Source organism: Streptomyces sp. NBC_00989 (assembly GCF_045162655.1).
In the GTDB taxonomy this organism is placed as follows: Bacteria; Actinomycetota; Actinomycetes; order Streptomycetales; family Streptomycetaceae; genus Streptomyces.
Genome location: NZ_CP108728.1, coordinates 76,230 through 100,269, shown reverse-complemented (window position 1 = coordinate 100,269; position 24,040 = coordinate 76,230). Strand labels below are relative to the sequence as shown.

26 protein-coding genes and 1 pseudogene are annotated in these 24,040 nt (G+C 67.9%); 21 read left to right on the top strand and 6 right to left on the bottom strand.

Features of this window, described 5'->3' with window-relative positions:
• Positions 1–124 precede the first annotated feature (124 nt).
• The gene (gene thpD / locus OG714_RS00530) at positions 125–1,027 is read right to left on the bottom strand and encodes an ectoine hydroxylase (RefSeq protein ID WP_406117728.1); all 903 of its coding nucleotides are present in this window, start codon (positions 1,025–1,027) and stop codon (positions 125–127) included.
• A gap of 330 nt (positions 1,028–1,357) precedes the next feature.
• Between thpD and OG714_RS00525 the strand changes: the two genes are divergently transcribed.
• The 17 genes and pseudogenes from OG714_RS00525 (at position 1,358) to OG714_RS00445 (ending at position 14,883) form a co-directional block, all read left to right on the top strand.
• Positions 1,358–1,933: a CGNR zinc finger domain-containing protein gene (locus OG714_RS00525; protein WP_406117727.1), complete on the top strand. Its 576-nt coding sequence runs from the start codon at positions 1,358–1,360 to the stop codon at positions 1,931–1,933.
• Between the two features lie 340 nt (positions 1,934–2,273).
• Complete coding sequence (locus tag OG714_RS00520; protein WP_406117726.1) at positions 2,274–3,257, top strand: helix-turn-helix transcriptional regulator; 984 nt, start codon at positions 2,274–2,276, stop codon at positions 3,255–3,257.
• 67 nt (positions 3,258–3,324) lie between these two features.
• Positions 3,325–3,612 carry a hypothetical protein gene (locus OG714_RS00515; RefSeq protein WP_099918038.1) on the top strand — a complete coding sequence of 96 codons (288 nt, stop codon included), beginning with the start codon at positions 3,325–3,327 and terminating at the stop codon, positions 3,610–3,612.
• A gap of 358 nt (positions 3,613–3,970) precedes the next feature.
• Positions 3,971–5,257, top strand: coding sequence for a diaminopimelate decarboxylase (locus OG714_RS00510; protein WP_406117725.1), 1,287 nt, complete (start codon positions 3,971–3,973; stop codon positions 5,255–5,257).
• A 30-nt stretch (positions 5,258–5,287) separates the two neighbouring features.
• A pseudogene (locus OG714_RS00505) lies at positions 5,288–5,647 on the top strand (holo-ACP synthase); the annotation flags it as partial.
• Between the two features lie 144 nt (positions 5,648–5,791).
• On the top strand, positions 5,792–6,241 hold the full coding sequence (locus tag OG714_RS00500) for a hotdog domain-containing protein (RefSeq protein WP_406131672.1): 450 nt from the start codon (positions 5,792–5,794) through the stop codon (positions 6,239–6,241).
• Positions 6,241–7,791, top strand: a complete 1,551-nt coding sequence (locus OG714_RS00495; RefSeq protein WP_406117724.1) for a class I adenylate-forming enzyme family protein — start codon at positions 6,241–6,243, stop codon at positions 7,789–7,791. The genes OG714_RS00500 and OG714_RS00495 overlap by 1 nt, the downstream gene beginning before the upstream one ends.
• Before the next feature lie 67 nt (positions 7,792–7,858).
• Positions 7,859–8,122, top strand: coding sequence for an acyl carrier protein (locus OG714_RS00490; RefSeq protein ID WP_327398734.1), 264 nt, complete (start codon positions 7,859–7,861; stop codon positions 8,120–8,122).
• The gene (ectB, locus tag OG714_RS00485; RefSeq protein ID WP_406117722.1) at positions 8,119–9,381 is read left to right on the top strand and encodes a diaminobutyrate--2-oxoglutarate transaminase; all 1,263 of its coding nucleotides are present in this window, start codon (positions 8,119–8,121) and stop codon (positions 9,379–9,381) included. The genes OG714_RS00490 and ectB overlap by 4 nt, the downstream gene beginning before the upstream one ends.
• A gap of 63 nt (positions 9,382–9,444) precedes the next feature.
• Positions 9,445–9,978, top strand: a complete 534-nt coding sequence (ectA, locus tag OG714_RS00480; RefSeq protein WP_406117720.1) for a diaminobutyrate acetyltransferase — start codon at positions 9,445–9,447, stop codon at positions 9,976–9,978.
• A 60-nt stretch (positions 9,979–10,038) separates the two neighbouring features.
• Positions 10,039–11,244 (top strand): cytochrome P450, encoded by a 1,206-nt coding sequence (locus OG714_RS00475; protein WP_406117718.1) that lies wholly within the window; start codon positions 10,039–10,041, stop codon positions 11,242–11,244.
• A gap of 25 nt (positions 11,245–11,269) precedes the next feature.
• Positions 11,270–11,467, top strand: coding sequence for a ferredoxin (locus OG714_RS00470; RefSeq protein ID WP_406117715.1), 198 nt, complete (start codon positions 11,270–11,272; stop codon positions 11,465–11,467).
• On the top strand, positions 11,464–12,705 hold the full coding sequence (locus tag OG714_RS00465; RefSeq protein ID WP_406117713.1) for an NAD(P)/FAD-dependent oxidoreductase: 1,242 nt from the start codon (positions 11,464–11,466) through the stop codon (positions 12,703–12,705). Before OG714_RS00470 ends, OG714_RS00465 begins: the two co-directional genes overlap by 4 nt.
• Before the next feature lie 63 nt (positions 12,706–12,768).
• Entirely contained in the window at positions 12,769–13,179 is a 411-nt protein-coding gene (locus OG714_RS00460) for an ectoine synthase (protein ID WP_255918540.1), read from the top strand.
• A 154-nt stretch (positions 13,180–13,333) separates the two neighbouring features.
• Entirely contained in the window at positions 13,334–14,107 is a 774-nt protein-coding gene (locus tag OG714_RS00455) for an NAD(P)H-dependent oxidoreductase (protein ID WP_406117712.1), read from the top strand.
• Between the two features lie 113 nt (positions 14,108–14,220).
• Complete coding sequence (locus OG714_RS00450; RefSeq protein WP_406131671.1) at positions 14,221–14,370, top strand: S1 RNA-binding domain-containing protein; 150 nt, start codon at positions 14,221–14,223, stop codon at positions 14,368–14,370.
• Between the two features lie 207 nt (positions 14,371–14,577).
• Positions 14,578–14,883, top strand: coding sequence for a hypothetical protein (locus OG714_RS00445; protein WP_406117710.1), 306 nt, complete (start codon positions 14,578–14,580; stop codon positions 14,881–14,883).
• Between the two features lie 266 nt (positions 14,884–15,149).
• Here OG714_RS00445 and OG714_RS00440 read toward each other — a convergent pair whose 3' ends face one another.
• Positions 15,150–15,665 carry a hypothetical protein gene (locus OG714_RS00440; RefSeq protein ID WP_406117709.1) on the bottom strand — a complete coding sequence of 172 codons (516 nt, stop codon included), beginning with the start codon at positions 15,663–15,665 and terminating at the stop codon, positions 15,150–15,152.
• 440 nt (positions 15,666–16,105) lie between these two features.
• On the opposite strand from OG714_RS00440, the gene OG714_RS00435 reads away from it, so the two are divergent.
• Complete coding sequence (locus tag OG714_RS00435; protein WP_406117708.1) at positions 16,106–16,774, top strand: hypothetical protein; 669 nt, start codon at positions 16,106–16,108, stop codon at positions 16,772–16,774.
• Positions 16,775–17,013: 239 nt separating this feature from the next.
• On the opposite strand, the gene OG714_RS00430 is transcribed toward OG714_RS00435, so the two are convergent.
• On the bottom strand, positions 17,014–17,352 hold the full coding sequence (locus OG714_RS00430) for a hypothetical protein (RefSeq protein ID WP_406117706.1): 339 nt from the start codon (positions 17,350–17,352) through the stop codon (positions 17,014–17,016).
• A gap of 1,116 nt (positions 17,353–18,468) precedes the next feature.
• On the opposite strand from OG714_RS00430, the gene OG714_RS00425 reads away from it, so the two are divergent.
• Together OG714_RS00425 and OG714_RS00420 are read left to right on the top strand one after the other, a co-directional pair.
• Positions 18,469–19,680 carry an RNA-guided endonuclease InsQ/TnpB family protein gene (locus tag OG714_RS00425; protein WP_406117705.1) on the top strand — a complete coding sequence of 404 codons (1,212 nt, stop codon included), beginning with the start codon at positions 18,469–18,471 and terminating at the stop codon, positions 19,678–19,680.
• A gap of 176 nt (positions 19,681–19,856) precedes the next feature.
• A complete protein-coding gene (locus OG714_RS00420; RefSeq protein ID WP_406117704.1) occupies positions 19,857–20,102 on the top strand; it encodes a DUF3761 domain-containing protein in 246 nt (81 codons plus the stop codon).
• A gap of 712 nt (positions 20,103–20,814) precedes the next feature.
• Here the strand turns inward: OG714_RS00420 and OG714_RS00415 are convergent.
• Positions 20,815–21,192 carry a hypothetical protein gene (locus OG714_RS00415; protein WP_406117702.1) on the bottom strand — a complete coding sequence of 126 codons (378 nt, stop codon included), beginning with the start codon at positions 21,190–21,192 and terminating at the stop codon, positions 20,815–20,817.
• Between the two features lie 353 nt (positions 21,193–21,545).
• On the opposite strand from OG714_RS00415, the gene OG714_RS00410 reads away from it, so the two are divergent.
• On the top strand, positions 21,546–22,166 hold the full coding sequence (locus tag OG714_RS00410; protein ID WP_393673271.1) for a dihydrofolate reductase family protein: 621 nt from the start codon (positions 21,546–21,548) through the stop codon (positions 22,164–22,166).
• An 88-nt stretch (positions 22,167–22,254) separates the two neighbouring features.
• Here OG714_RS00410 and OG714_RS00405 read toward each other — a convergent pair whose 3' ends face one another.
• Both OG714_RS00405 and OG714_RS00400 read right to left on the bottom strand, forming a co-directional pair.
• Entirely contained in the window at positions 22,255–22,464 is a 210-nt protein-coding gene (locus OG714_RS00405) for a DUF6207 family protein (protein WP_406117699.1), read from the bottom strand.
• A gap of 299 nt (positions 22,465–22,763) precedes the next feature.
• On the bottom strand, positions 22,764–23,156 hold the full coding sequence (locus OG714_RS00400; protein WP_406117698.1) for a DUF6233 domain-containing protein: 393 nt from the start codon (positions 23,154–23,156) through the stop codon (positions 22,764–22,766).
• Between the last annotated feature and the right edge of the window lie 884 nt (positions 23,157–24,040).

Sequence of the window (24,040 nt, the reverse complement as noted above, 5' to 3'; positions counted from 1 at the left end):
CTGCGACGGACCGGCGGCCGGAACTACGCAAGCCGGGCCCCGGCCCGTGCGGCGCCCGGAGAGGGGGCGCTGGCACGGCCGAGGCCAGCACGGCCTCACCTGTGCGGCGACGGGCGCGGGTGCCCTACATGCCCCGCGAGGAGGGGAATTCGCGGTTGCTGAGGTGCTGCGGACGCGGAGTGTCCGCAGCGTAGGGTGCCCCCAGCGTGTTCTCCACGCTGTTGTAGACGATGAAGATGTTCGAGCGCGCGAACGGCGAGAGGTTCCCGTTGGAGCCGTGCAGCAGGTTGGAGTCGAACATCACCGCGGAGCCGGCGGGACCCGTGATCTGCTCGATCCCGTGCTCCTCCGCCATGTGCGTCAGGTGCTTGCGGTCCGGGGAGCCGACGCTGGGGGCGGCCACGCGGAGCGACTCCTTGTGGTAGTCCTGCGGGGTGGCCCCGACCGTGGGGACGAACGTCTTGTGGGTGCTGGGCATGACCATGAGCGGGCCGTTGAACGGGTGGTTCTCGGTGAGGGAGATCGAGACGCTGAACGCGCGCGGCCGGGGCATGCCGTCCTCGGAGTGCCAGGTCTCGAAGTCGGAGTGCCAGTGGAACGGGGCGCCGCCGAACCCCGGCTTGTAGTTGACCCGGCTCTGGTGGATGTAGACCTCGGAGTCGAGTACCTGGCGGGCGATGTTCATGAGCCGGGGCGACCGGAGCAGCTCGGCGAAGATCTCGCTGACCTTCTCGACCTCGAAGACGGAACGGACCTCGTCGGACTCCGGTTCCAGGATGACGCGCTCGCTCGCGCGCAGCGCCGGGTCCTCACCGAGGCGCCGGAGTTCGGAGAGGTAGAGGTCCACCTCCTGCGTGGAGAGCAGGTCGTCGAGGACCAGGTAGCCGTTGGACTCGTACTGCTTGAGCTGCTCGGCGTCGAGCGGGCCCGGAGCCTCTCCCCACACCGACGGGTCCGTCCGCGGCTTGGGAACGGCTTCACCGAGGACTCGGGTCGGATACAGGTCTGGGCGCTGAGCGACAGTCATGTGCTGTTCTCCTTTTCAGGGAGCGGCGGCTTCTTCTGCCCGTATAGGAGCGCAATTCATCGGCTCGCGGGGCGGGGTGCCGGAATTCCAAGGCCTTTTTTCTCGCGGCTCATTGGTCCGTCCTCCGGCCCTTTCGATACTGCAAGCTCGCAGAGAGTAAAGAAAGGGTCTTCGAGTGTCCTGAATCGTCCTTGGCCTAATCAGGACCGCGAAGCGCACCGTCCGTCCACGGAGACGCGGACGCGGGGTGCCGTGCCCTCCAGCAGCGCGGAACCACCTGGAGCAGTTCGCTTGCTTGTCCTCGGCATGGCAACCGGCTAAGGTGGTTCCATGTCCGTCAAGCGATTCCCCGAGTTCCGTCTTGGCAAGGTGCTGGCGACCAGCTTCACGGCAACCCTCACAGAACGCTGCGGTGAACCCGTCGAACGCATTCCCATCCCCGAGCGGCTGGTCGACTGGTTGGCGGTCAACGGGCTCAAGGTCGATTCGTGCAGCGATTCCCAGCTGGAGCATGCTCGGCAACTGCGTGAAGCGATCCATGAAGCCGCTACCGCCGTCGCAACGCAGGTCCCCCCTCCCGCCGCAGCCGTCCAGGTCATCAATGACTGCAGTACGGGCGGCCAGGCCTCGGCGGTCCTTTCGCCCCGGGGCGAACAGGAGTGGTACCTGGGTTCCGCCTCCGTCGAGGACGCTCTCAGCGTGATCGCCGCCGACGCGGTTGACATCGTCTCGGGCGCGCGCGAGGGGAGGATGACGTTGTGTGCGTCCCCGACGTGTCGGGCCGCTTTCTTCGACGCCAGTCGGGGCGCCACGCGCAGATGGTGCGAGATGAACACCTGCGGGAACCGCGAGAAGAAGGCGCGTTTCCTCGCCAGCAAGCGCCAGGACCCGAGCCGCGCCGGCTGAAGTCGCACCGGGCGCCGTTCTACGCCGACGCCCCTCTGCCTCCTGGCCGTCCCTCCTCGTCAGGGAGGTGCCCGACCCAGTCGCACGGTGGCCGGAGCGCCTCGTGTTCGACCGTCGCAAGCGAGTAGCCGAGCCGTCGTCGCTCATCGCGACCGCGTCCAACGTCAGGACTTGCCTCGTGCGTTGGAAGCGGCCCGCGCCGCAGTGTGCTGCTCGCGAATTCGGAATGCTACCGCTCGACAACCGTCGGGCGCTGTAGACGACGAGGGCAGGGCGTCGTTGCCGCAGGCTCCCGCACCCCCTCGTCCGCTACCGCACGCAGGTGCAGAGAGGGAAGTACATGCTGGACGTTCTGAAGATCGACGCCACCGCGGAAGTGGTCTACCGCGAGATGCTGGCGCATCCGCAGGAGGGCATGGCCGAGCTGGTGCGCCGGCTCGAACTGACCGAGCAGGAGGTACGGGCAGCACTCGACACCCTCGGCGAGCTGGCCCTGGTGCGGCACTCCCTCGAAGACCCCCAGAGCTTCCACGTCGTGGAACCTCACCTCGCCGCGGAGATTCTGCTCGCCAGGGAACGGGCCGAGCTCGCGGCCCAGCAGCAGCGCGTGCAGGAGGTCCAGGCCGCCGCCTTGCAGCTCAAGTCGGAGTTCACCCAGGAGAGCCCCAAGGACGAGGTGCACCGCCTGACCGGGGTCGACTCCGTACGCGACTACCTGGCGGCGCTTCACAACGAGGTCCAGGACGAGCTGCTGACGTTCGCCCCGGGCGGAGCGCAGACGGAGGCCAACCTGCGCAGCTCGCGCCCGATCGCGGACTCCCTGCTCGCGCGAGGGGTGCAGATGCGCACCGTGTACCTGGACAGCGTCCGCAACGATCCCCTCACGGTCGCGCACGCGGACTGGCTCGCCGAACGGGGCGGCCGGATACGCACCGCGCCTTCGCTGCCGAACCGACTGATCATCTGCGACAAGAAGATCGCCATCGTCGCCGTCGACTCAGACGACACCTCGGCCGGGGCGGTGGTCCTCCGGACGGCTGGATTAGTTTCGTCCCTTTACGCACTTTTCGAGAATATTTGGCAGGCCGCCCAACTCATGGGAGAGAGCGCCCAGTCGAGTGACGAACAGGGCCTCAGTCCGCAACAACTGGAAGCCCTGAGGCTCTTGTCCCTCGGGCACACCGACGACTACGTTGCGGCGCGGCTGGGCGTGTCAGGCCGCACGGCACGCCGGATCGCCACGAAACTCATGGGTCACCTCGGCGCGCGAAGCCGGTTCCAGGCCGGCCTGCACGCGGCTGCTAGGGGCCTCATTCGGCCGTGACGGCCCGTACGTCACCGATCGACAAGCAGTTGAAAGGAAATAACCATTCGGACAGGACACTCCACTCATGTACCTCGTACAGCTCACCCTCGCACCCTCGGGCGATGCCCACCCACCTGCTGAGATCAAGCAGGCGCTCCACGACGCAGCGCCGGACGTCGTCGAACACGTCAGCGTTCACACGCAGACGCGGCCCCACCTTGTCGTCAGCCTCTTTCTCCGCGCCGCCTCCCTGGACGAGGCCGAGGCGGCAGCGAAGCGGATCTGGCAGCACGCGACCACCAGCTGCAGCCCTCTGGCCGCCTGGTCCCTGCGGCGGGCCGAAGTGCCCCTCCACCCCTACGACGTGGAGTGAGCCCTGCTCCTCTCGACGCCCGTGCCACGCGCCGCCGCTGCCCGTGCCCGGGCGGTGCGTGGGACCTGCATGCACATTCTTGCGTGTCCCAAACGGTCCAGCCCGGAGAATGTCGCGATCGCCGTGTCCCTTTGGCCGGATGACTAATCCGACCGCAGTCCTGAACAGGTCAGGACCCTTTAGGCCAACCGTCCGCCCTTCCCTCGCCGCTGCGAACATCGCAGACTCGTTATCGCCGCACAGCAAACCAGCGAGAGGCGAGTCATGAAAGAGCGAATGTTCATCTCCGATAGCTCACCGGTGAAGAGGGGAATTCCTTGCCTCTCACCCGAAGACGACGGCGGGTGGCAGTGACCGTATGACGACCTCGAAGAACAGTGTCCAGGGAAATTCGATGGCGGATCTCGCCGAGAAGTACGGCACCCCGCTGTTCGTCTACGACGCGGACGTCCTCGCGGACACGTACCGCACGTTGCGCGGCCTGCTCCCCGCCGGCGCCGACATCTTCTACTCGCTCAAGGCGAACCCGAACATCAGCGTCTGCGCCCTGCTGAACTCGTTCGGTACGGGAGCCGAGGTCTCCTCCTACGCCGAACTGGCCACCGCCCTGCGGGCGGGAGTCCATCCTGGCGACATTATCTTCCTCGGCCCCGGTAAGGACGAGAGGGAGCTCACCGCGTGCGTCGAAGCCGACATTCACGCGATTGTCTGCGAGTCACTGGATGAACTCGACCTGCTCGACTCGCTGTTGGCAGCGGCAGGACGTGACGACTTCCCGGTGCTCCTCCGGGTGAACCCGGCCTTCGACAGCAAGGGGTCCGGGCTGGCCATGGGCGGTAAACCCCGGCAGTTCGGCATCGATGAAGCCGAACTGCGCGGTTCCAAGCACCGCCTCGCGGCCCTCCGTAACGTCCGAGTGAAGGGCGTGCACGCGTACATGGGGACGCGGTTTCTTAACCACGAGGACGTCGTCGAGAACACCCGGCGCATCCTCGCCAATGCGGAGGACCTGGCCGGACAGCTCGGTTTCCCCCTGGAGACCGTCGACTTCGGCGGCGGACTCGGCGTCGCCTACTTCGAGAACGAGGAGGACCTGGACCTCGATGCGCTGGGCGCCGGCCTCACGGAGGTCATCACCCCCTTCTCGGTGCGCAACCCAGACTGCCGAATGATCATGGAACTGGGCCGCTTCCTCACCGCCACGGCCGGTACGTACGTCGTCCGCGCCCGCTACGTGAAGGAGTCCATGGGAGAGAGCTTCGTGGTGGCCGACGGCGGCACGAACCACCACATGGCAGCCGTCGGCGTCGGCAGCTTCGTCAAGCGCAACTTCCCGGTCCGCCACCTGGGAAACCGGGCCGCCGGAGCCTCGCGCCCCTACAGCGTGACAGGACCCCTGTGCACGCCCAACGACGTCGTGGCCAAGAAGGTCCGTCTGCCGGAAGTACGGCCGGGAGACCTGCTCGCGGTGGAGCGGTCCGGAGCCTACGGGCCGACCGCTTCACCCGGCCTCTTCCTGAGCCACGGCTTCCCGGCCGAGGTGCTCGTCCACGGCGGGCGCGCCCACCTCATCCGGGAGCGCGACACGACGGAGGACCTGCTGGCGAAGCAGCGCCTCGTCGATCTCCGCGCCGTGTCCGCCTGAACACGTGATCCGTATGGACACCTGATCCGAATGAGAACCGCAGCGAAGCAAGCTGCGCGAGTCGGACTGGACGTACTCGACCGCTCCGAACTCCGCCGCCTCATCGAACGACCCTGGTTCTTGCGCTTCAGTTTCGCCCCGGAGGAAATAGCCCATGCCGAGACCCTCGGCGAAGATCGTCGCCTGGAATTCCTGGCCGGTCGGTTCGCCGCCAAAGAGGCTCTCCTCAAAGTCCTGGGAATCGGTTTCCTGCAAGGTGTGACGCCACGGGAGATTTACGTGGAACACACCGCGCACGGCGCCCCTGTCGTCCACCTCCGCGGACGAGCTGCGCAACTGACCCCGTCATCCGTCTCGGTCTCCATAACTCATAAGCAGAACGTCGTGGCCGCCGTCGCCATCAGCTTTCCCGAGGCCCTTGGTGCGACCGCCGACGACCCCACCGGCGAAGCCGGCGGAGACGGACGAACCGAACCCACTGCACCGAAGGAGCTTGACGCCGTGCCGCCGCCGAACACTCCCGCGACCGCGACCATCGAGACCAGTACCCGCGACGAGCGAGAAGCGCAGACCACCGCCTTCCTCCGCGTACGCGTCGGCCAGGAAGAGGCTCACTACGGGGGCAATCTCGTCGACGGTGCGCGCATCTTGCGCCTGTTCGGCGACCTCGTCACCGAGATCACCGTCCGCACGGACGGCGACGAAGGACTGCTGGCCCAGTACAGCGACATCCGCTTCACCGCGCCCGTGAGGCCTGGCGACTACATCGAGGCGCGCGCACGGCTGGTGCGCCAGACTCGACTGCGCCGCGTGGTCGAGCTGGAGGCGCACAAGGTCATCCGCGCCAGCCCCGAAGAGGCCGACAGCGCCGGCGAGGTCCTCGACGAGCCTCAACTCGTGTGCGCTGCGACCGCCACCACTGTTGTACCCCACCGCCGGGCACACATGGCGACCGCCCGCATCCCCACGGCCGAGGAGGCCTGATGCCCCGCATTCCGCAGCTCCTGCACGAGATACTGGACCGGGCCGCCGACCGCGATCCGGAGTCGGCCGCACTGAGCTCACGCGATCGCGGCCTCACCTACCGGGAACTCGCCACCGCCACCACCGCCATGGCCGCCCGCCTGCGGCGCGAGGGCCTGCGGCGCGGCGACCGGATCATCGTCACCGCCTCCGACGGCATCGGCATCGCCATCCTGGTCTACGCCGCCTCGCGTGTCGGCGCCGTCTTCAGCGTGCTCCACGAGCAAGTACGCGGCGGGCCGCTGGAACACGTCCTGCGCGACTGCGAGCCCGCGCTGCTGGTCTCCGACGACCTCGACGCCGGACGGACCGCCGCCGAGCACGGCGTCCGCTCTCTCGTGCTCGACGAGCTCGTGCGCACGGCACTCGACGCGGACACCGCCGAGCCCGCTACCCCCGCCGGCCCGAACGCCCTAGGCGTGGACCCCGTCAGCCTGATCTACACCTCGGGCACCACCTCCCTGCCCAAGGCCGTGGTGAGCACCCACCAGCAGGTGCTATTCGCCGCCATCGCGATCCAGGAGTGCCTGGAGTACCGCAGTGACGACGTCGTCTACTGCCCGCTCCCGCTCTCCTTCGACTACGGCCTCTACCAGGTCTACCTCGCGGCCCTCAGCGGCGCCCGACTCCACCTGGCCACGGTCGCCGAGGTCGGCCCCCCGCTGCTGCGCAGCCTGGAGGAGGCGGGCGCCACCGTCCTGCCCTCCATGCCTTCCGTCTCGGACCGACTCGCCTGGCTGCTCAGCCGCAGCAGCGGGGGGCCGAGCCGCCTACGCCTGCTCACCAATACTGGTGCGGCGCTCTCCGAGCCCACCATGACCGCGCTGCGCGCCGCCCTGCCCCACCTGCGAATCCAGGTGATGTACGGCCTCACCGAGTGCAAGCGCACGGCGATCATGCCCCCCGATGGGGACCTGGACCACCCGGGCTCCTGTGGGCTGCCGCTGCCAGGCACCGAGGTCTTCATCGTCGACGACGACGGAGACCGGCTGCCCGCGGGAGAGATCGGCCAGATCGTCGTCCGCGGACCCAACGTCATGGCCGGGTACTGGCGCCGCCCCGAGCTGACCGGCGAGCGCTTCCCGCGCACGGAGGGGCTGTTCCCCGAGCTGCACACCGGCGACTACGGCTGGCAGGACAAGGACGGCTACCTCTACTTCTCCGGCCGCAGGGACGACCTCTACAAGGAGCGCGGGTTCCGCCTCAGCACCACCGAGGTCGAGGCCGCCGCGACCCGGGTCGACGGAGTGACCTCTGCCGCCGTACTGCCTCCTGAGGGCAAGCGGACCGCGCTCCTCGTCGTCGTCGCGGACCTCACCGCCGACCAGGTGCGCGAGGGTATGCGGGACCACATCGAACCCTTCAAGATCCCGCGCCGCTGCGTCCGCCTCGACGCCCTGCCCACCAACGGCAACGGCAAGGTCGACCGCAAGAAGCTGGCCGCCCTGATCGAACAGGACCCGCCCGCCTCGGTCACCACAGAGGCCCTCCAAGCGCGCCTGGCCCACTGACCCCCGCACGCCCCACCAGAGCAACGCCCGAGAACGACAACCACCCGACACACGTGAGGAACTGACCATGGACCGCCAGCACGTCGTCACCGCCCTCGAGAGCGCCCTCACTGACGTCCTGGAGCGCCCCGTCACCGGTCTCACCGGCGACGTGAAGCTCTTCGCCGACCTGCACCTGGACTCCACCACCATGCTCGAGATGCTCATGTTCCTTGAGGACTCCATCGGCCTGGTCGTCGACCCGGAGGAGCTGGACGCGGACGACTTCGTCTCCGTGGACACCTTCACCGACTTCGTCCTCGCGACACAGGGCGAGCAGGTCGCGGCATGACGCTCACCCAGCCCGACCTCAGCGTCTTCACGACCCTGGAGTCCGAGGTACGCAGCTACTGCCGCAGCTGGCCCACCGTGTTCAACCGCGCGCAAGGTAGCCGGATGTACGACGAGGACGGGCACGAGTACCTCGACTTCTTCGCCGGGGCCGGTTCTCTCAACTACGGCCACAACAATCCCGTGCTCAAGCGCACCCTGCTCGACTACCTGGAGCACGACGGCGTCACCCACGGCCTGGACATGTCCACCACGGCCAAGCGCGCGTTCCTCGAGTACTTCCAGAACACGGTGCTGCGCCCGCGGGACCTGCCCTACAAGGTCATGTTCCCGGGCCCGACCGGCACCAACGCCGTCGAGGCCGCCCTCAAGCTGGCACGCAAGGTCAAGGGCCGCGAGTCGATCGTGTCGTTCACGAACGCCTTCCACGGCATGTCGCTCGGCTCGCTCGCCGTGACCGGCAACGCCTTCAAGCGGGCCGGCGCCGGCATCCCGCTGGTACACGGCACCCCCATGCCGTTCGACAACTACCTCGACGGCAGGACCCCGGACTTCATCTGGTTCGAGCGGCTCCTGGAGGACCAGGGCTCGGGCCTGAACCAGCCGGCCGCCGTCATCGTCGAGACGGTCCAGGGCGAGGGCGGCATCAACGTCGCCCGCGCCGAGTGGCTGCACGCCCTCGCCCAGCTCTGCCGCCGGCACGACATGCTGCTCATCGTCGACGACATCCAGATGGGCTGCGGCCGCACCGGCGCCTTCTTCTCCTTCGAGGAGTCGGGCATCACGCCGGACATCGTCACCGTCTCCAAGTCCATCAGTGGCTACGGACTGCCCATGTCGCTCTGCCTGTTCCGAGCGGAGCTCGACGTGTGGGAGCCGGGCGAGCACAACGGCACCTTCCGCGGCAACAACCCGGCCTTCGTCACCGCGACCGCCGCCCTCAACACCTACTGGAGCGACGACACGCTGGAGCGGCAGACCCTGGCGCACGCCCAGACCATCGAGGCAGCGCTCCACGACACCGCCGCACACCACAGCGGATCGGCCTACCGCGGCCGCGGGATGGCCTGGGGCCTGGAGCTCGCCGACCCTCGGCACACGGGGCGCGCCGCACGCCGCGCCTTCGAACTCGGGCTCCTCGTGGAGACCTCCGGGGCCTACGACGAGGTCTTGAAGCTGCTGCCTCCGCTCACCATCACCACCGATGAACTCGACGAGGGACTGCGCACTGTGCAGCGCGCGGTCTACGAAACGGCGTGACCGCGCCCGCCACCGACATGAGAGACACACGAAAGAAAGGCCCGACCCGAGATGACGATCACCATGCCCACTGCAGCCTCCACGGAGCCGAACACTGCCGAGAAGAAGCGGGCAGTCTTCCGCGCACCGGTCCCTCAGGACGGACCCGCCGTGTGGAAGATGGTCGAGGACACTCCCGGCCTGGACTCCAACAGCCTCTACTACTACTCGCTATGGTTCCGGGACTTCGCCGACGGCTCGCTGGTCGCGACGGTGGACGACGAACTCGTCGGCTTCCTCACGGGCTACCGCCGCCCCGAGCAGCCCGAGACCTACTTCGTGTGGCAGACCGCCGTCAACCCGCGCCACGGCATCCCGTTCCTCGGCGTCAAGCTCTTCCAGGAGGCGGCCGACCAGCAGGTTGCCAACGGCGCCCGGTACGTCGAGGCCACTGTCTCCGCCGAGAACAAGGCGATCATCATGGTGCTGAAGCAGTACGCGAAGAAGCACTCGGCCCCCGTTGAGACCCGCGTGCTCTTCCCCAGCTCCCTCTTCGCCGACAGCGAGGGCCACCACGACGAGGTCCTGTACCGCATCGGCCCGCTGACCGCCGGCTGAACCGGGCCGCCCGTCACTGGTCCGAGCAGCACCGCATCCGACGACTGGGAGCCGACCGTCATGGCCACGCAACCCACGACACTGCACCTCGACATCAGCAACGCCTACTTCCGCATGGACTCCGAGGAGGTGCGGAAGGCACGAGACGCCCACTGGTACGCACGTACGGATTGGGGCATCGCCGTCCTGCGCTACGAGGACAGCAGCGCCCTCCTGAAGAGCCCCCTGTTGACGCAAGGATCGGCCAAGTGGCCCGCCCAGCACGGGGTCGTCGAAGGACACTTCGACGAGTGGTGGCAGAAGACCCTGCTGGTGCTGGAGGGCGGCGAGCACAACAGGATTCGCCGTCTGGTGAACCCCGCCTTCTCGCCTCGCCAGATAGCGCCGCTGCACGCGAAGTTCCAAGATCTGGCGGACGGCCTGGTGGACGAGTGGATCGAGGACGGGCGCACCGAGTTCGCGAGCCGGTTCGCCGCACCGTACGCGACCAGGATTCTGTGCGTGTTGCTGGGCATCGACGAGAACGACTGGAAGAAGATCCACGAACTCGCCTCTACGATCGGCCTCGGCCTCGGCATCACCATCCAGGAGAATATCGCCCGGATCGACCAGGCCATCGTCGAGCTAACCGAGTACGCCGAGTCCCTGGTCCGCAGCCGCAGGGAGTCCCCCAAGGGCGACATCCTGAGCACTCTCGTGGACGCGAGGGACGAGGACGCGGGCAAGCTTTCCGACAAGGAGCTCATCAACCTCATCATCCTGTTGATCTTCGCGGGCATCGACACGACCCGGAACCAACTGGCCCTGAGCGTCGAGACGTTCTCCAAGCAGCCCGACCAGTGGGAGAAGCTGGCATCGGACCCTGAGCGCTACTCCGCCGCGGCGGTCGAGGAGGCGCTGCGCGTCAACCCGATCGGCCGCTGGATCTCGCGCGAAGCGGCGGAGACGTTCCAGCACAAGGAGCGCACGATCGAGAAGGGGACCACGCTCCACCTCTTCACCATGACGTCGGCCACCGACCCGGCCGCGTTCGACGACCCTGACCGCATCGACCTCGACGCCGAGCGTTCCCCGCACTTCGCGTTCGGCGGCGGACTGCACCACTGCCTTGGGCACTTCGTCGCCCGTGCGGACATCGGCGTGGCCCTCTCGACGCTGGCCACGCGGCTGACCGACCTGCGCGTGGGGGAGGACGCCGAGTGGCTGCCCGACTCCGGCAACACGGGGGCGGTTGTGCTGCCCATCACGTTCACCTCGCGTTCCTAAACCGTGCTTCCGATCGGAGGAGACCATGAAGATCACCGTTGACGAGGTCAAGTGCCAGAACCACGGCCTGTGCGCCATCTCGGCGCCGGATCACTTCGAACTCGACGCCGACGGGAAGCTGACGTACCAGGAGACGTTCGACGAGGAAAACCTCGATGCGATCGAGGACGCCATCGACTCGTGCCCCTTGCAGGCGATCGTCATGGGCCGTGACGCCGCATGACTGGCGCAGCGCCGCGCATCGGCATCGTCGGCTCCGGCATAGCCGGCCTGCGGGCAGCCCAATCGGTCCTCACTTGCGAAACCGGTGCCAGGATCACCGTCTTCGGGGACGAGGCCCACCGCACGTACAACCGGCCGGGACTCACGAAGAAGCGGTACCCGCCGTCGGCCGACCTCAGGGCGGCCATCACCGAGGACCTGAGGGTCAAGGGGGCCGAGACCAGCGCGCTCGACTGGCACCTCGGCACCCGCGTCGAGGCGGCGAACCTGCGCGGCAGGGTCCTGCACTTGAGCACCGGCGGAACGTTCGCCTACGACGGCCTGGTGGTCGCCTCGGGAGTACGCCCGCGGACCGCCGCCCGTGACGACGAGGAGTGCGCCTCGCACGCGCACAGGACGCTGCGCGGCCTGGACGACGCGCACTCCATCCACCAAGAGCTCCATAGGAGAGAGGTGGTGACGATCGCGGGCGCCGGGTTCGTCGCGTGCGAACTGGCCTCGTTGGCCAAGGAGTACGGCTGCGACGTGGTCATGCTCGAAGCGATGAGGCACGGCCCCTTCGAGAACATCCTGGGCGAGGACGTCGCGCGAGCGCTCGGACGCTGGGTCACCGCGAACGGCGTCACTCTGCTGACAGGCGAGGCGGCGAAGGAGCTCCTCTGCGACCGCTCGGGAAGGCGCTCCGGAGGCAGGCACGCGGCGTCGCCTCCCGGGGCGGCGTCCGAACGACCGCTCTTCATCGAGGCCATCGGCAGCGTTCCCAACGTGGAATGGCTGGACGGGAACGGCCTGGACCTGTCTGACGGGGTACGGGTCGACGAGTATATGCGCGTACTGGGGTGCGATGGCGTTTTCGCAGCCGGCGACATCGCCCGCTATCCCGACCCGTGGGGCACGGTAAAGCTAACCCGCATGGAATTCTGGAAAAATGCGATTGACACCGGAAATATCGCTGGGAAGGCGCTAGCGTCGTCTCTGGGATACGGATCGAAGATGACTCGGATCGCGTACTTCCCCAGCATGGCTACCGAAGTATTCGGACTTCGCATCCAGATCGCGGGGAACCCCAGGAATGCGGACTCCGTGGAGATCGTTCGCGGCGACCTCGAACGCCCCGGTGACGGAGTCCTCGTCACGTACCTGCGGGAGAGCGCGATCGTCGGGGCGGCCTACCTGGATAAAGGGGCCCAGTTCAACCGCCTCTACATCGAGCTCCTGAAGTCGCTGAAAACGCGCTAGCCCTATCGACCTCACCTCATTTGTCATAGCGCCAAGAATTCGAGAACGATCAGGAGGAATATCATGCAGGTTCGCAGGATTTCGGAGATCGAAGGCACTGACCGCGATGTCACGGCGGCGAGCGGCGCGTGGCGCAGCAAGCGCATCCTGCTGGCTTCGGATGGATTCGGGTACTCGGTTTCCGAGACCGTCGTGTACGCCGGAACCGAGACCGACATCTGCTACGCGAACCACGTGGAAGCCGTCTTCTGCATCTCCGGGAAGATGATTCTGGTCGACCGCGACGAGAACGAGGAACACGTCATCACGCCCGGCACCCTCCACATCCTGGACGACGCCGACAACCACACGATCAAGCCGATCGAGGACAGCACGTTCCTGTGCATCTTCACCCCGGCCCTCACCGGCCGTGAGGACCACGACGAGAACGGAGTCTATCCGCTGCTGACGGACGAGGTGGTGGAGGCCAAGTAGGCCGCGCCGCGACACCCGCGCATCCCTGGAGTCCCTGCCAGGCCACTGGCGGGGACTCGGCGTCACCGCGTCCGGGACGGTCCCGGCGGCGGGTTGCCCCAGGACGGGCCGGGTAGGTGCGCACGATCATGGATCTGCCAGAAGGGAACCTACAGTGAAAGTCCTGTGGCTCACCGCCCACCCCGAACCCCGTTCCCTGAACGGCTCCTTGTACCGCGACGGTGTCCAACGCCTCCTGGACCAGGGGCACGAGGTGCGCACCAGCGACCTGTACGCGATGAAGTTCGACCCGGTCGTCAGGGCCAGTGACTTCTCCCACCCCGACGGCGAGCGGCTCGTCGTCGGCAGCGCGGCCCAGCAGGCCTTCGAACGGGGCGCGTTGTCCCCTGACATCGCCGTCGAACACGACAAGTTGTCCTGGGCAGACACGCTTGTCGTGCAGTTCCCGTTGTGGTGGTACGGGATGCCGGCCATCCTCAAAGGCTGGTTCGACCGCGTCTTCGTCGGCGGGTTCGCCTTCGGCGTCCGTGACGCCCAGGGGCGCCAACTGCGCTATGGCGAGGGGGCGCTCGCGGGTAAGCGCGCGATGGTCGTCGTCAGTGCCGGTGCTCGGGAGGCGAGCCTCGGCCCTCGCGGCGTCAACGGTGAGCTCAACGACCTGCTCTTCCCTCTCCAGCACGGCACGCTGTGGTACGCGGGGATCGAGGTCCTGCCCCCGCTGCTCGTCCACGGAGCCGACCGTGTGGACGAGGCCGCGTACGCCTTCCACGCGAACGTCCTACGCCAGCGTCTCGAGGACCTTCCGTACACCGGACCGCTGCCGTTCCGCCACCAGAACGGCGGCGACTACGACGAGGACCTGGTCCTGCGCCCCGAACTCAACCCGCACGCCACAGGGACCGCCGCCCACTACCGCACTGAGAGCTGACGACGAGGCCGTCCTCGTCACATCAGTCATCAACTGTCGCTCTCTGCACGGGAGTTACACCACTCACCGTACGGACCTCTGCTGGAGGCGTGTTCGTGTGACTCGCCCCCGGCATCGAGGGGTTTCTGCACGTATCCGAGATGACCGACTCGCCAGTCGAAAGCCCAGCCCAACTCGTCAGCGAGGGCGACCAGATCACGGTGCGGGTTGCGGAAGTCGACCTTCAGCGACACCGCGTCAGGCTTTGCGCCCATGGCTCCTGAGTCCAGGTCGTCGGGACAGGACACCTCAGCCGATCACCTTCAGTGACGTTGCCTGCGCCGAACTCGCAACCTTCGTGCTCCGCCCTCGCGAACCGTCGCGCTCCCTGGAGCTGGTGACCAGCTCGCTCCTTGCGATCACTCGCAAACAGTCGTGCTCTGTCACACCGGGGCGCCGTCACATAGGGTGCTGCGGGTCGTTGAAGGCGTGTGACCACCACCGCGCTGACCGATGCCGTTGAACGGGACGCTCTCGTGCTCCTGGCGGCGTACGAGGGCGGGAACTGGTTCCCGGCGGACGGGGAGCACGCGCTCGCCGGGGATCTGGCCCGGGTGCGGTGGAACGGATCCGCCTTCCGGGCCGCGCTGCGCGATCTGCCGGCCTCCGTCCGCGCCGGGCACCTGGTCGCCGTCCTCGATCCGGCGGCGACGGTACTGGAGGCGGTGGACGCCTCCGGTGCACGGAACATAGTGCAGGCGCTGCGGCAGTTGCTGGACGCCCTCGCCGTCGACTGAGCCCGCTCCCCGGCGGACGCGCACCGGCATCTCGCCGACGATGCCACCGGCACCGCGCAGGACGGGCAGGCCGACGACCCGGCCGGGCAAACGCGCACGTCACACACCGCCCCACTCGGAGGAGTTGGGCGAGGGCTGCGGAGGCTACCCTCCGGCGGGCGGGCCGGGCAGCACCTGATCGGGACGGCCGGCCTCACCCGCCGCGCTTGAGGGCCTTGCCGAGGTCGCTGGCCTCCTGGGCATTTGCGTCGAGCACAGCCACACACTTACGCCGCCGCGTCGTAGGCGGCCCGCAACCGGACTTCGCCGCCGGTCCGGCGCTGCGGGGCACCCTCGGCGAACACCGCCAGACGCAGTACGAGATAGCGGCCCATCCCGACGAGCGCGGTGGCCGACAGGTACACCGTCTGCTGCAGGACGAGTCCGGCGCCGGGGCGGAGCACGGCCAGCGCGCCGACCGCAGCGGACGTGACCAGCCAGCCGGCAGCGATGGTGGCCGCGCTCTTCAGGTGCCCGGCAAGGCCGGGCCGTCCGTGGCCGAACGAGACGCGGGCGTGCACCTCGGTGGCGACCACGGTGGAGGCGACAGTGGTCAGCGCGTTCGCCGCCATCCACGGGATCCACTGCGAAAGCAGGACCAGGGCCGCCGAGGCCGCCAGGGTGACCCCGCTGCCCAGCCCGGCGAAGCGCCCGAAGGCCGCCGCGTGCCGACGGATCAGCCGCAGGCTGTTCATGGTGATCCCCTCCCCGTCCGCTGCCCCTGACGGGGCCGTTGTCGTCATGCCGCAGAGCGTGACCGACCCTCCATTCAGCGCGGTCTCAGCGCGGTCTCAGGGGCACCGACGGTGGTGAAACCGGTGTGGCGATACGCCGCCGCCCGCCTCGACCGTGATCACCTGCCCAACGGGCTGGAGTTGGGCAAGCACATCGAGCCGGCCGTGCCCACGAGCTGAACCACCGTCACCGTCAAAACCGCTCCGCAACGACGTCGGCAGAGTCGCAGGACGCCGTAGGCCAGGCGCGGTGGTGATGCGTCATGTCCCTGCCCGCCCACGCGTGGTTCACGGACAGTGGCGATATGCGGGGTGCGGTTCCTGCGTTGCGCGCCGACGGCGCCGGGCGTGGGACATCTGCGCGCCCGTACGCCGTACCCCCGCACGGTAGGCCGACAGTCGGGTAGGGCAGCATCTGCTCAGCCATTGCCTGCCTGTGAGGGGTCATCATGCGTTCCACCCGCCGCGCCGCATCATCCGTGCTGCTCACCTGCCTGGTGCTCGCGGGCTGCTCTCCCACGTCGCTCGGAAACTCGAACGCGGGCGCGTCAGGGAGCGGAACCCCTTCGGCGGGTCCGTCGGGTGCCGGCGGTGCCGGGCGGGCGATCGCGGTGGGGGCGGGTCCGCAGAAGACGTACACGGTGCAGCGGCAGCCGGCCGCGGGTACCTGCCACTACCGGTATCTCAAGGGCGAGCCGATCGAGGATCCGACGTGCACGCCGGGTGCCATCTCCCCGGCGGTCACGCAGTCGAATCTGAAGTCGACGATCTGCCGCAAGGGCGGCTACACCTCCGGCATCCGCCCCTCCACGTCCGTCACCGGCAAGGAGAAGAAGCTGAACGCCGCCTCCTACGGCTTCACCGGCCGCATGGGGGATGCCGAGTACGACCACCTGATCAGCCTGCAGCTGGGCGGGGACCCGAACGACTACCGCAACCTGTGGGTGGAGCCCGCCGACCCCGGCCACAAGAAGGGCTCCGGGGTCAACAACGCCAAGGACCCGGTGGAGACGAAGCTGCACACCGCGGTCTGCAAGGGCACGGTCACCCTCGCCGCCGCGCAGAAGGCGATCGTCACCGACTGGACCACCGCCCTCAGCCGCCTCGGCCTCGCCTGAGACACGGCGTAAAGCAGTTGGCTCGGCACCGACGCCTCGATCGGCACCGCTGGCGATGCGCTCACGGAATCCCAGACGGGCCTCTACACGATGGAATTGATCAGGCTGAGCCTGCCCTGACACAACCTTGCCGATGCCGGACTCGCTACCGCGGAAGGGCGCGGGCGACGGCGAGTACTCCCCGGACGTGTTGATTCAGACCGTGGTGTCTGGTGGTGTGCGGTTGTTGCCCCGTGGCTTCAGCGGTCGGTGTCGTCGGGCTTCTCCTCGGCCTGGGGCGCAGTTGTCGGCTCCGGTGCGGTGGGGGCGGTGTAGAAGACGGCGGCGCCCTGCTTGGTGCGCTGGGCCTGGCTCTTGGCCACGAGCCCTTCGAGAGTGACGCGGACGACCTTGGTCTTGATGCCGCGCTCGGGGTGGGCCTGGCTGAGTGCGGTGGAGATTTCCGCGGCGGAGCGCGGCTCGTTCTGCTCGGTGAGGTGGCGGCGGATGAGTTCCACCAGGGTGGGCCGGGCCGCCGTGGTGCCGGCCTTGGGCAGGGGCTTGCGGGCGGCAGGCTTCTTGGCCGTCGTTTCTTGCACGGCTGTGGCCTTCCGTGCCCTTCGCTTGCTGGGGGCGCAGCCTCGGTCTTCTGCTGAAGAGAGGGCACTGCGGCGCTCTCAGCCGCGGCCGACTGCCCGTCAGGTTCGTGCGTGACGCCGAGCGCCTGCTGGATGTTGACCAGCACGCTGTGGTCCTGCTGCAGGGCAGTCAGCTGTTGCTGCAGGACGGCGATCTCCGCGCCGATGCGTTCCTGCTCCTTGAAGTTGCTTTCGAGGTCGCCGGCCACCTGGGCGATGTACTGGGATGTCAGTCCCGTGGCGACAGTTGTGCTCTCGGACATGGTGCTGGCCTTTCCTCGGTGTGCGGCAGCGATCCAGGCTCTCGGCCCCGAACCGGGGCAGCGCTTCCTCTGTGCTGTACCGGTGAGGCAGCCGCTGTAACTGGCGCAAAATGCCTGCCCCGTAGAGATACTACGGACAGGCGGAACCCGTTGTTCCCTTCAGCTTGTCTTATATGGCCCGAGCTACGGGAGGACGCCCGGCCGGCCAGCGCACCGAAACCCAACACCGCAGGCCCCGGCCGACCAGTCGGCGTGAAGAACAAGCACCGTGCACGCCAGCATGCCGTCGGGAAACAGGACAAACCAAACCTCGCGGCAACCGTCACAAGCAGCAGAGCTGCATAGACGCCAAGCTTAGCGTTGTGTCCTGCGCTCCACCCGGTGAGGCCGGCGCGACGTCGGCCGGTAGCTATGGAGTGCCAGCCAGACGGCCGGGACAACGGTGAGCAGAGTGGCGGGCCGCACCGAGGCCGTTGCGACGTTGCCAGCACTCAGCCAGTGACACAGCTGGGTCATCCACGCAGGATCGAGGGCGCCCGGCCCGACGCGGTGCTGTGCCGTACCGACGGCCGGAGCCATGGCCCAGGCCATGGGCCTGATATAGCCACCGAGTACAGGCTTGCGGCCGAACAAGGCCGGGACACCGACCTCATCGGGGCCTTCCTTCGTGGATACGCCGGCCTTCAGGCCGGGGAGGAAGCGAAGCTCCTGCGGAGCAGGGCAGGAGGAGTCGGTTCGCCGCCGGGGTGGACCGGCGCCCACCGCCGACCGTCCGATACCCGCCTCTCACACGGGAGTTGATAGAGGGTGAGGTATGGCGGAGCAGGTTAAGCGGGCGTTCAGGTACCGCTTCTACCCCACGGACGAGCAGGCGGCCGAGCTGTCGCGCACGTTCGGCTGTGTCCGCCTCGTCTACAACAAGGCGCTGGAGGAGCGCACCCGGGCCTGGTACGGCGAGCAGCGCCGCATCTCCTACGTGCAGTCGTCGGCCGCGCTGACCCAGTGGAAGAAGACCGGGGAGCTCGCCTTCCTGACGGAGGTGTCCTCGGTTCCGCTCCAGCAGGCGCTGCGCCACCTGCAGACGGCGTTCGGGAGCTTCTTCGCCCAGCGGGCGAAGTATCCGCGCTTCAAGTCGAGGAAGAAGTCGCGGGCGTCGGCCGAGTACACGCGTAGCGCCTTCACGTGGCGCGAAGGACAGCTGACTCTGGCGAAGATGGCCGGTGCACTGGACATCCGCTGGTCGCGTCCCCTTCCTGAGGGCAGCGAGCCGACCACGGTGAGCGTGTCCCGCGACGCGGCGGGTCGCTGGTTCGTGTCCCTGCTGTGCGAGGACACCATCGCCCCGGCCCCCGCCATGAGCACAGCGGTCGGCCTGGACGCCGGGATCACCTCCCTGGTGACCCTGTCCACCGGGGAGAAGATCGCCAATCCGAAGCACGAGCGGCGGGATCGCGCCCGTCTGGCCGGCGCGCAGCGGGAGCTGTCGCGCAAGGCGAAGGGCTCTGCGAACCGGGAGAAGGCCCGCCGCAAGGTGGCCCGCGTGCATGCGCGGATCGCTGACCGGCGCCGCGACTTCCTGCACAAACTGACCTCGCGCATCGTCCACGAGAACCAAGTGGTCGTGATCGAGGACCTGACCGTCCGCAACCTGCTGAAGAACCACACGCTCGCGCGCGCCATCTCGGACGCGGCCTGGACGGACCTGCGCTTCATGCTGGAGTACAAGTGTGCCTGGTACGGGCGTGAACTCGTCGTGATCGACCGCTTCTTCCCCAGCTCGAAGCTGTGCGGAAGCTGCGGCACGGTCCGCGGGAAACTGTCGCTGAACGTCCGTGAGTGGACGTGCGAGCACTGCGGCGCCGTGCATGACCGCGACGTGAACGCGGCACGCAACATCCTGGCCGCCGGGCTGGCGGCAGCAGCCTGTGGAGACGGTGTAAGACCTCAACGGGAGTCCTCCCGGACGGGGCAGTCGTCGGTGAAACAGGAACCCCAGCGGGCGACCGCTGGAATCCCCCGCCTTTAGGCAGGGGAGGAAGTCAAGAGAGGAGTGCTCTGACCCGCCTGCTTGTTCGCATGCTTCGAACCCAGTGCGAGGGTCTTGCTACGGCGGTCACCGCTGTGTGACAGTCCGCCCGGCCTGCCCGGATGCTGTGGCCGGCGGACGCATGCTCGCCTCTCCGAACGATCAGAGGGGGAATCATGCTGACGAAGGTCCGGGGCGCGGTTGCGGCGGCGGTGATGGCGGGGGCACTCCTGGTGCCGGTGGCCGTGGCAGCCGATGCGGCGGCCGCGTCGTGCGCGCGCCACACGACGGGTGTCTGCAAGGCGAACTCACCTCATCCGCGCGGCGCTACCGCGAAGTGCAAGGACGGCTTGTACTCCTACAGTGCCCACGCCCGCGGGACGTGCTCGCACCACCGGGGCGTCAAGTACTGGTACCGGTAGATGCGGCCCGTGGCCGCAGCTGGGAGGACTGGATGCCTGTGGGCACTCTGATCCTGCTCGCTGTATCCAGGACACCTGGCATCTGACGGGGCGTTTTGCGCTTCGGTCCGGCGTACGGCCACGGAGTACTTCGACAAGCACCCGGTACGAGGGGCCCGGTCCTCCTGGATGAGATTGCCCGCTGGGGTTCTTGTCAGCTTTGGAGCGGTTTGCTGACCGCGGACACTGGGATCAGGTCGCGGGCGTCGTCGAGGTTGCTGGCGACCTGATCCCTTTGTTTCGCGGTCCAATTGGGAGGCGCCGGAGTCCCAGGCCTCGGCGAGCGGTACGAGGTGGTCGACGTCCAGCTTGCTCGCGCTGTCGAGGTAGCGGTCGTCGTAGGGGGAGTACCAACTGCCGCCGGTCAGAGCGCAGTTGGGTCCCTGGGTCGGGGCGGTGACGGCTTCGGCCTTGGTGAGTTCGTAGCCGGTGCGATTCTCGCTCTGAATGGGACCTCGCTCGTCGGCGGGGCCGCGCGACCAGCCGACGAGCGTTCCCCTGCCGGACCCGGTGCGGGTGATCTTCTCCGCGTGGCCGTGACGGACCGACCGGCGCCGGTACTCGGCGGAACCCGGCCGCCCCTCTTGTCCGGCCTCGTGACATGCAGGTTCACACGCCGGACGGGACCGGTGTGGGCCGGCCCGGTGGACGCTCCCCCGTGGTGAATGGTGCGCTACGGCCGGTTGAGGGTGATGGAGTTGATCGGCGTGAGGCTCTCGTAAGTCCAATCGTCCTGGAAGAGGGTCTCGTAGCAGTTGGTGCCGCCGTAGTTGTAGCAGAGGCTGGCGGTGGCGCCGCCGTACTGGTTGTTGAGGACCCAATGGTCCCCGTACTGGTTGCTCAGGTTGTGGTAGCCGTAGCTGCTGTACTGGACCGTCGGGTGCGGGTTGTTGAAGGGTTCGACGCCCTGGGGCCAGATACACACGTTGCCGGACCTGCATCCGTACACCGTGGAGTCGCCGTCGGGCGCGGCCTGGGCGGCGCCGCTCATCGCCACTACTGCCGTGGCCGCGGTCGCGAACGCGGCGGCGGCGCTCATTACCTTGCGCATGTTTCCCCCTGGCGGTCGGTCTGGTGGGCAAGAACCTAGGTGCCGCCAGCAGGGGGCGCCAGCTTTTCGAAGGAGGCCGAAACGTCGCGGGCCGCTAGGGCGTGTATCCGGTTGTGATCAATTGTCCCGTGTCACCGAACCTTGATCGCGCGCCATCGAACCTTGACGGACGCGAGTTCGTGTCGTCGAAGTTTGAGCACAGTGTCAAGGGGCGTGGCCAGCTGAGCGGCGCCGAAAACAGCGAAACGGCCGCGCGATGAGTTCGCGGGCCCGGAACGGTCTACCCCAGTAGTGAATGGATCAGGCGACTCACCGCGAAGGCGACGGAAGGTCGCCACCAGGAGGACGGCACAGTGACCAAACGTTTGGGCAGGGTGACCTGCGACCTCTCGATCTCCGTCGACGGGTACTCGGCCGGACTCAACCAGGCCGAGCAGCGCCCGTTCGGCGACGACGCCGGTGATGGCTGGGGCGACAGGCTGCACGCATGGATGTTTGAAACCTCGGAGCAGCGGCAGGTCGAACTCGACCGGCTGACGGCAGTCGGCGCCTTCATCATGGGGCGCAACATGTTTGGCCCCGTACGCGGCGCGTGGGATCGGCAGTGGAAGGGCTGGTGGGGCGACAATCCGCCGTACCACGCGCCGGTCTTCGTCCTCACCCACCACCCGCGCGACCCGCAACCGATGGACGGCGGCACCACATTCCACTTCGTCACCGACGGCATCGAATCCGCACTGCGGCAGGCTCGCGAGGCGGCCGGGGACCGCAACGTGTCGATCCACGGGGGCGCGACCACCATCAACCAGTACCTAGCCGCAGGCTTGATCGACGAGCTGCGGCTGCACATTGTGCCGTTCACGCTCGGCGCCGGCACACGGCTGTTCGACGGAGTGCCGTCACTGAATCTTGAGCAGGTGGAGTCGCGAGCAGCGAACTCGGTTACACACGTGACTTATCGCGTGCTGCCCTGAGAGAAGGGCGGTGTCAGTCAAAAGTACCGCTTGATCACGACTCGATACGTGCCTTAGGGCACGAGGAAGACTGGTGCACGGCCTGCCGCTATGCGCCGGTTTCCTGGCGCAGGTCCAGGAAACAGCGCAGCCGTACGCCGGGTTCGCCGGGCGTGCGAGTTGTACGGTCCGCCGTCGCGGTCGCCCACCACGCAGCGAGCGCTTGCTGGAACACGAACGCGGTCTCGTCGTCGGCTGCTGCGATGTCCACTACGACCAGGCCCGGCGCGGCCACGTGCGCTTCAGTGATCTGCTTCATGCCCGGCACGACGTGCCGGCGCCCGCGGAAGTTCTCCCGCAGAGGTGACTTCACCCGGCCGGGTGCACGGGCCGCGAGGTCAGACGCGCGTGCTGATGTAGCGCACGAACGTGCCCACCCCGACTGGACCGGGGCCATGCACCACTGGCGCAGCAGGCTGCCGCCGGATCCGTACTTGTGGGTCTTGCGCTGGCATCCGGAGCAGAGGCCGACCCGGTCCCCGGGGCAGGTCAGTGCGGACGGGTCGGGTTCGGTGAGCGGGGGGCGGGGGAGTCGTGGTCATCGGAAGGGGGCCTGTTCTAGGCGGTCATCACAAGTCGCCTGTTCGGCACGATAGCGGGCGTGGTGGAACGGTCGTTCGAGGCGGGGCGGGGGTGGTTTCGCCGGTCGGCTAAGTCGCCGATGATGCGCAGCTGGGTGTCGGGGTGGCAGAACGGGCACGCTGGCACGGCGTCCGTGGTGAGGAGTCGGCGGGCTTCGTTGCGGCTGACCTCACGGTGCCGTTTGCCTTTCATGCCGCATGCGCCGTCGTGGACCTGGAGCGGTCCGTCGGTGGCTCTGCTGAGTTCGACGACCCTGTCCGGGGGCTTCGGCCGGTTGCGGCGTCTGCGTTCCTCTTCGGCCTGCCGCTTGCGGACGTAGGCGATTCTGCGGTCGATGCGGTCCAGCCACATGGCGTGCCATACGCGCATTCTGTGGAATCAGGTTTGTCAAGCGTTCTCGGTAGAGGCAGTGCACCTACGGGTGGGCACGGTCGCCGGCGAGCTCAGGCGGTCAGTGCATCACTGCTGTTCAGGAGGTCAGCGTAGACGTCTGCCGGAGAACGGTAGCCGTGGGTCTTGCCTGGACGGTGGTTGAGTTCGTGGGCGATGGCGTCCAGGCCGGGAGCTGTGACCCGCGGCGATCAGATCGGCTTAGATCTGCGGATGTGGGTGGTCTCAGCTGATCTGGTAGCGGGCGAGTGCATGCCGGAAGCTGTGCCAGTTGGTCTGGCTCTGGCGTTTCGTACTGCTACCACGCCTGGATGGGTAGCCACGACTGGCAGCCCCGGCAGAGAGCTTCTCCTGGCCGGAAGTCGGGGGGTGTCGCCCATCCCCTGCCTGGTTCTACCCTGGTCCCAGGGCAGTCGTCCGCTTCACCGGCACCAGCCGGCCACCGGACGCCGAGCCCGCATGCGTCGCCCCCCAGCCCCCGGGGGCGATTGACGGTCGGAGCCGTATCGCCGACAACACGGCTCCGACGCCGTCCTCCCAGCTTTTCGAGCCGGGGTGAACTCCCGCGCACCCCGGACGCCGGTGAGGACGACCGGTGCGAGGACACCGCGGAGGGGAGCCGCCCGTCCCCGTGCCACGGCCGCCGCCGGGGACGCCGATGCCCCGGCGGCGGCCACACACTCCGGCCGGGCCGCAGGCCCGGAGTTCGTCCTCGTACTCCGACACTACGCGGCGCCGGCCCGCGAGGAGCCCCTTCTGCGCCAGGCCAATTACGGACCAGACCGCCAAGGCTCAGAAGCCACCAGATTCAAGTCACCGTTCCGACAGGTCCCGACATCCTCCGCCGCTCCGGCAAGTCGACG

Coding starts and splice junctions, on each gene's coding strand:
- thpD (WP_406117728.1), bottom strand. CDS start 1,027: ATGACTGTCGCTCAGCGCCCAGACCTGTATCCGACCCGAGTCCTCGGT.
- OG714_RS00525 (WP_406117727.1), top strand. CDS start 1,358: ATGTCCGTCAAGCGATTCCCCGAGTTCCGTCTTGGCAAGGTGCTGGCG.
- OG714_RS00520 (WP_406117726.1), top strand. CDS start 2,274: ATGCTGGACGTTCTGAAGATCGACGCCACCGCGGAAGTGGTCTACCGC.
- OG714_RS00515 (WP_099918038.1), top strand. CDS start 3,325: ATGTACCTCGTACAGCTCACCCTCGCACCCTCGGGCGATGCCCACCCA.
- OG714_RS00510 (WP_406117725.1), top strand. CDS start 3,971: ATGACGACCTCGAAGAACAGTGTCCAGGGAAATTCGATGGCGGATCTC.
- OG714_RS00495 (WP_406117724.1), top strand. CDS start 6,241: ATGCCCCGCATTCCGCAGCTCCTGCACGAGATACTGGACCGGGCCGCC.
- OG714_RS00490 (WP_327398734.1), top strand. CDS start 7,859: ATGGACCGCCAGCACGTCGTCACCGCCCTCGAGAGCGCCCTCACTGAC.
- ectB (WP_406117722.1), top strand. CDS start 8,119: ATGACGCTCACCCAGCCCGACCTCAGCGTCTTCACGACCCTGGAGTCC.
- ectA (WP_406117720.1), top strand. CDS start 9,445: ATGCCCACTGCAGCCTCCACGGAGCCGAACACTGCCGAGAAGAAGCGG.
- OG714_RS00475 (WP_406117718.1), top strand. CDS start 10,039: ATGGCCACGCAACCCACGACACTGCACCTCGACATCAGCAACGCCTAC.
- OG714_RS00470 (WP_406117715.1), top strand. CDS start 11,270: ATGAAGATCACCGTTGACGAGGTCAAGTGCCAGAACCACGGCCTGTGC.
- OG714_RS00465 (WP_406117713.1), top strand. CDS start 11,464: ATGACTGGCGCAGCGCCGCGCATCGGCATCGTCGGCTCCGGCATAGCC.
- OG714_RS00460 (WP_255918540.1), top strand. CDS start 12,769: ATGCAGGTTCGCAGGATTTCGGAGATCGAAGGCACTGACCGCGATGTC.
- OG714_RS00440 (WP_406117709.1), bottom strand. CDS start 15,665: ATGACGACAACGGCCCCGTCAGGGGCAGCGGACGGGGAGGGGATCACC.
- OG714_RS00435 (WP_406117708.1), top strand. CDS start 16,106: ATGCGTTCCACCCGCCGCGCCGCATCATCCGTGCTGCTCACCTGCCTG.
- OG714_RS00425 (WP_406117705.1), top strand. CDS start 18,469: ATGGCGGAGCAGGTTAAGCGGGCGTTCAGGTACCGCTTCTACCCCACG.
- OG714_RS00420 (WP_406117704.1), top strand. CDS start 19,857: ATGCTGACGAAGGTCCGGGGCGCGGTTGCGGCGGCGGTGATGGCGGGG.
- OG714_RS00415 (WP_406117702.1), bottom strand. CDS start 21,192: ATGCGCAAGGTAATGAGCGCCGCCGCCGCGTTCGCGACCGCGGCCACG.
- OG714_RS00405 (WP_406117699.1), bottom strand. CDS start 22,464: ATGAAGCAGATCACTGAAGCGCACGTGGCCGCGCCGGGCCTGGTCGTA.
- OG714_RS00400 (WP_406117698.1), bottom strand. CDS start 23,156: ATGCGCGTATGGCACGCCATGTGGCTGGACCGCATCGACCGCAGAATC.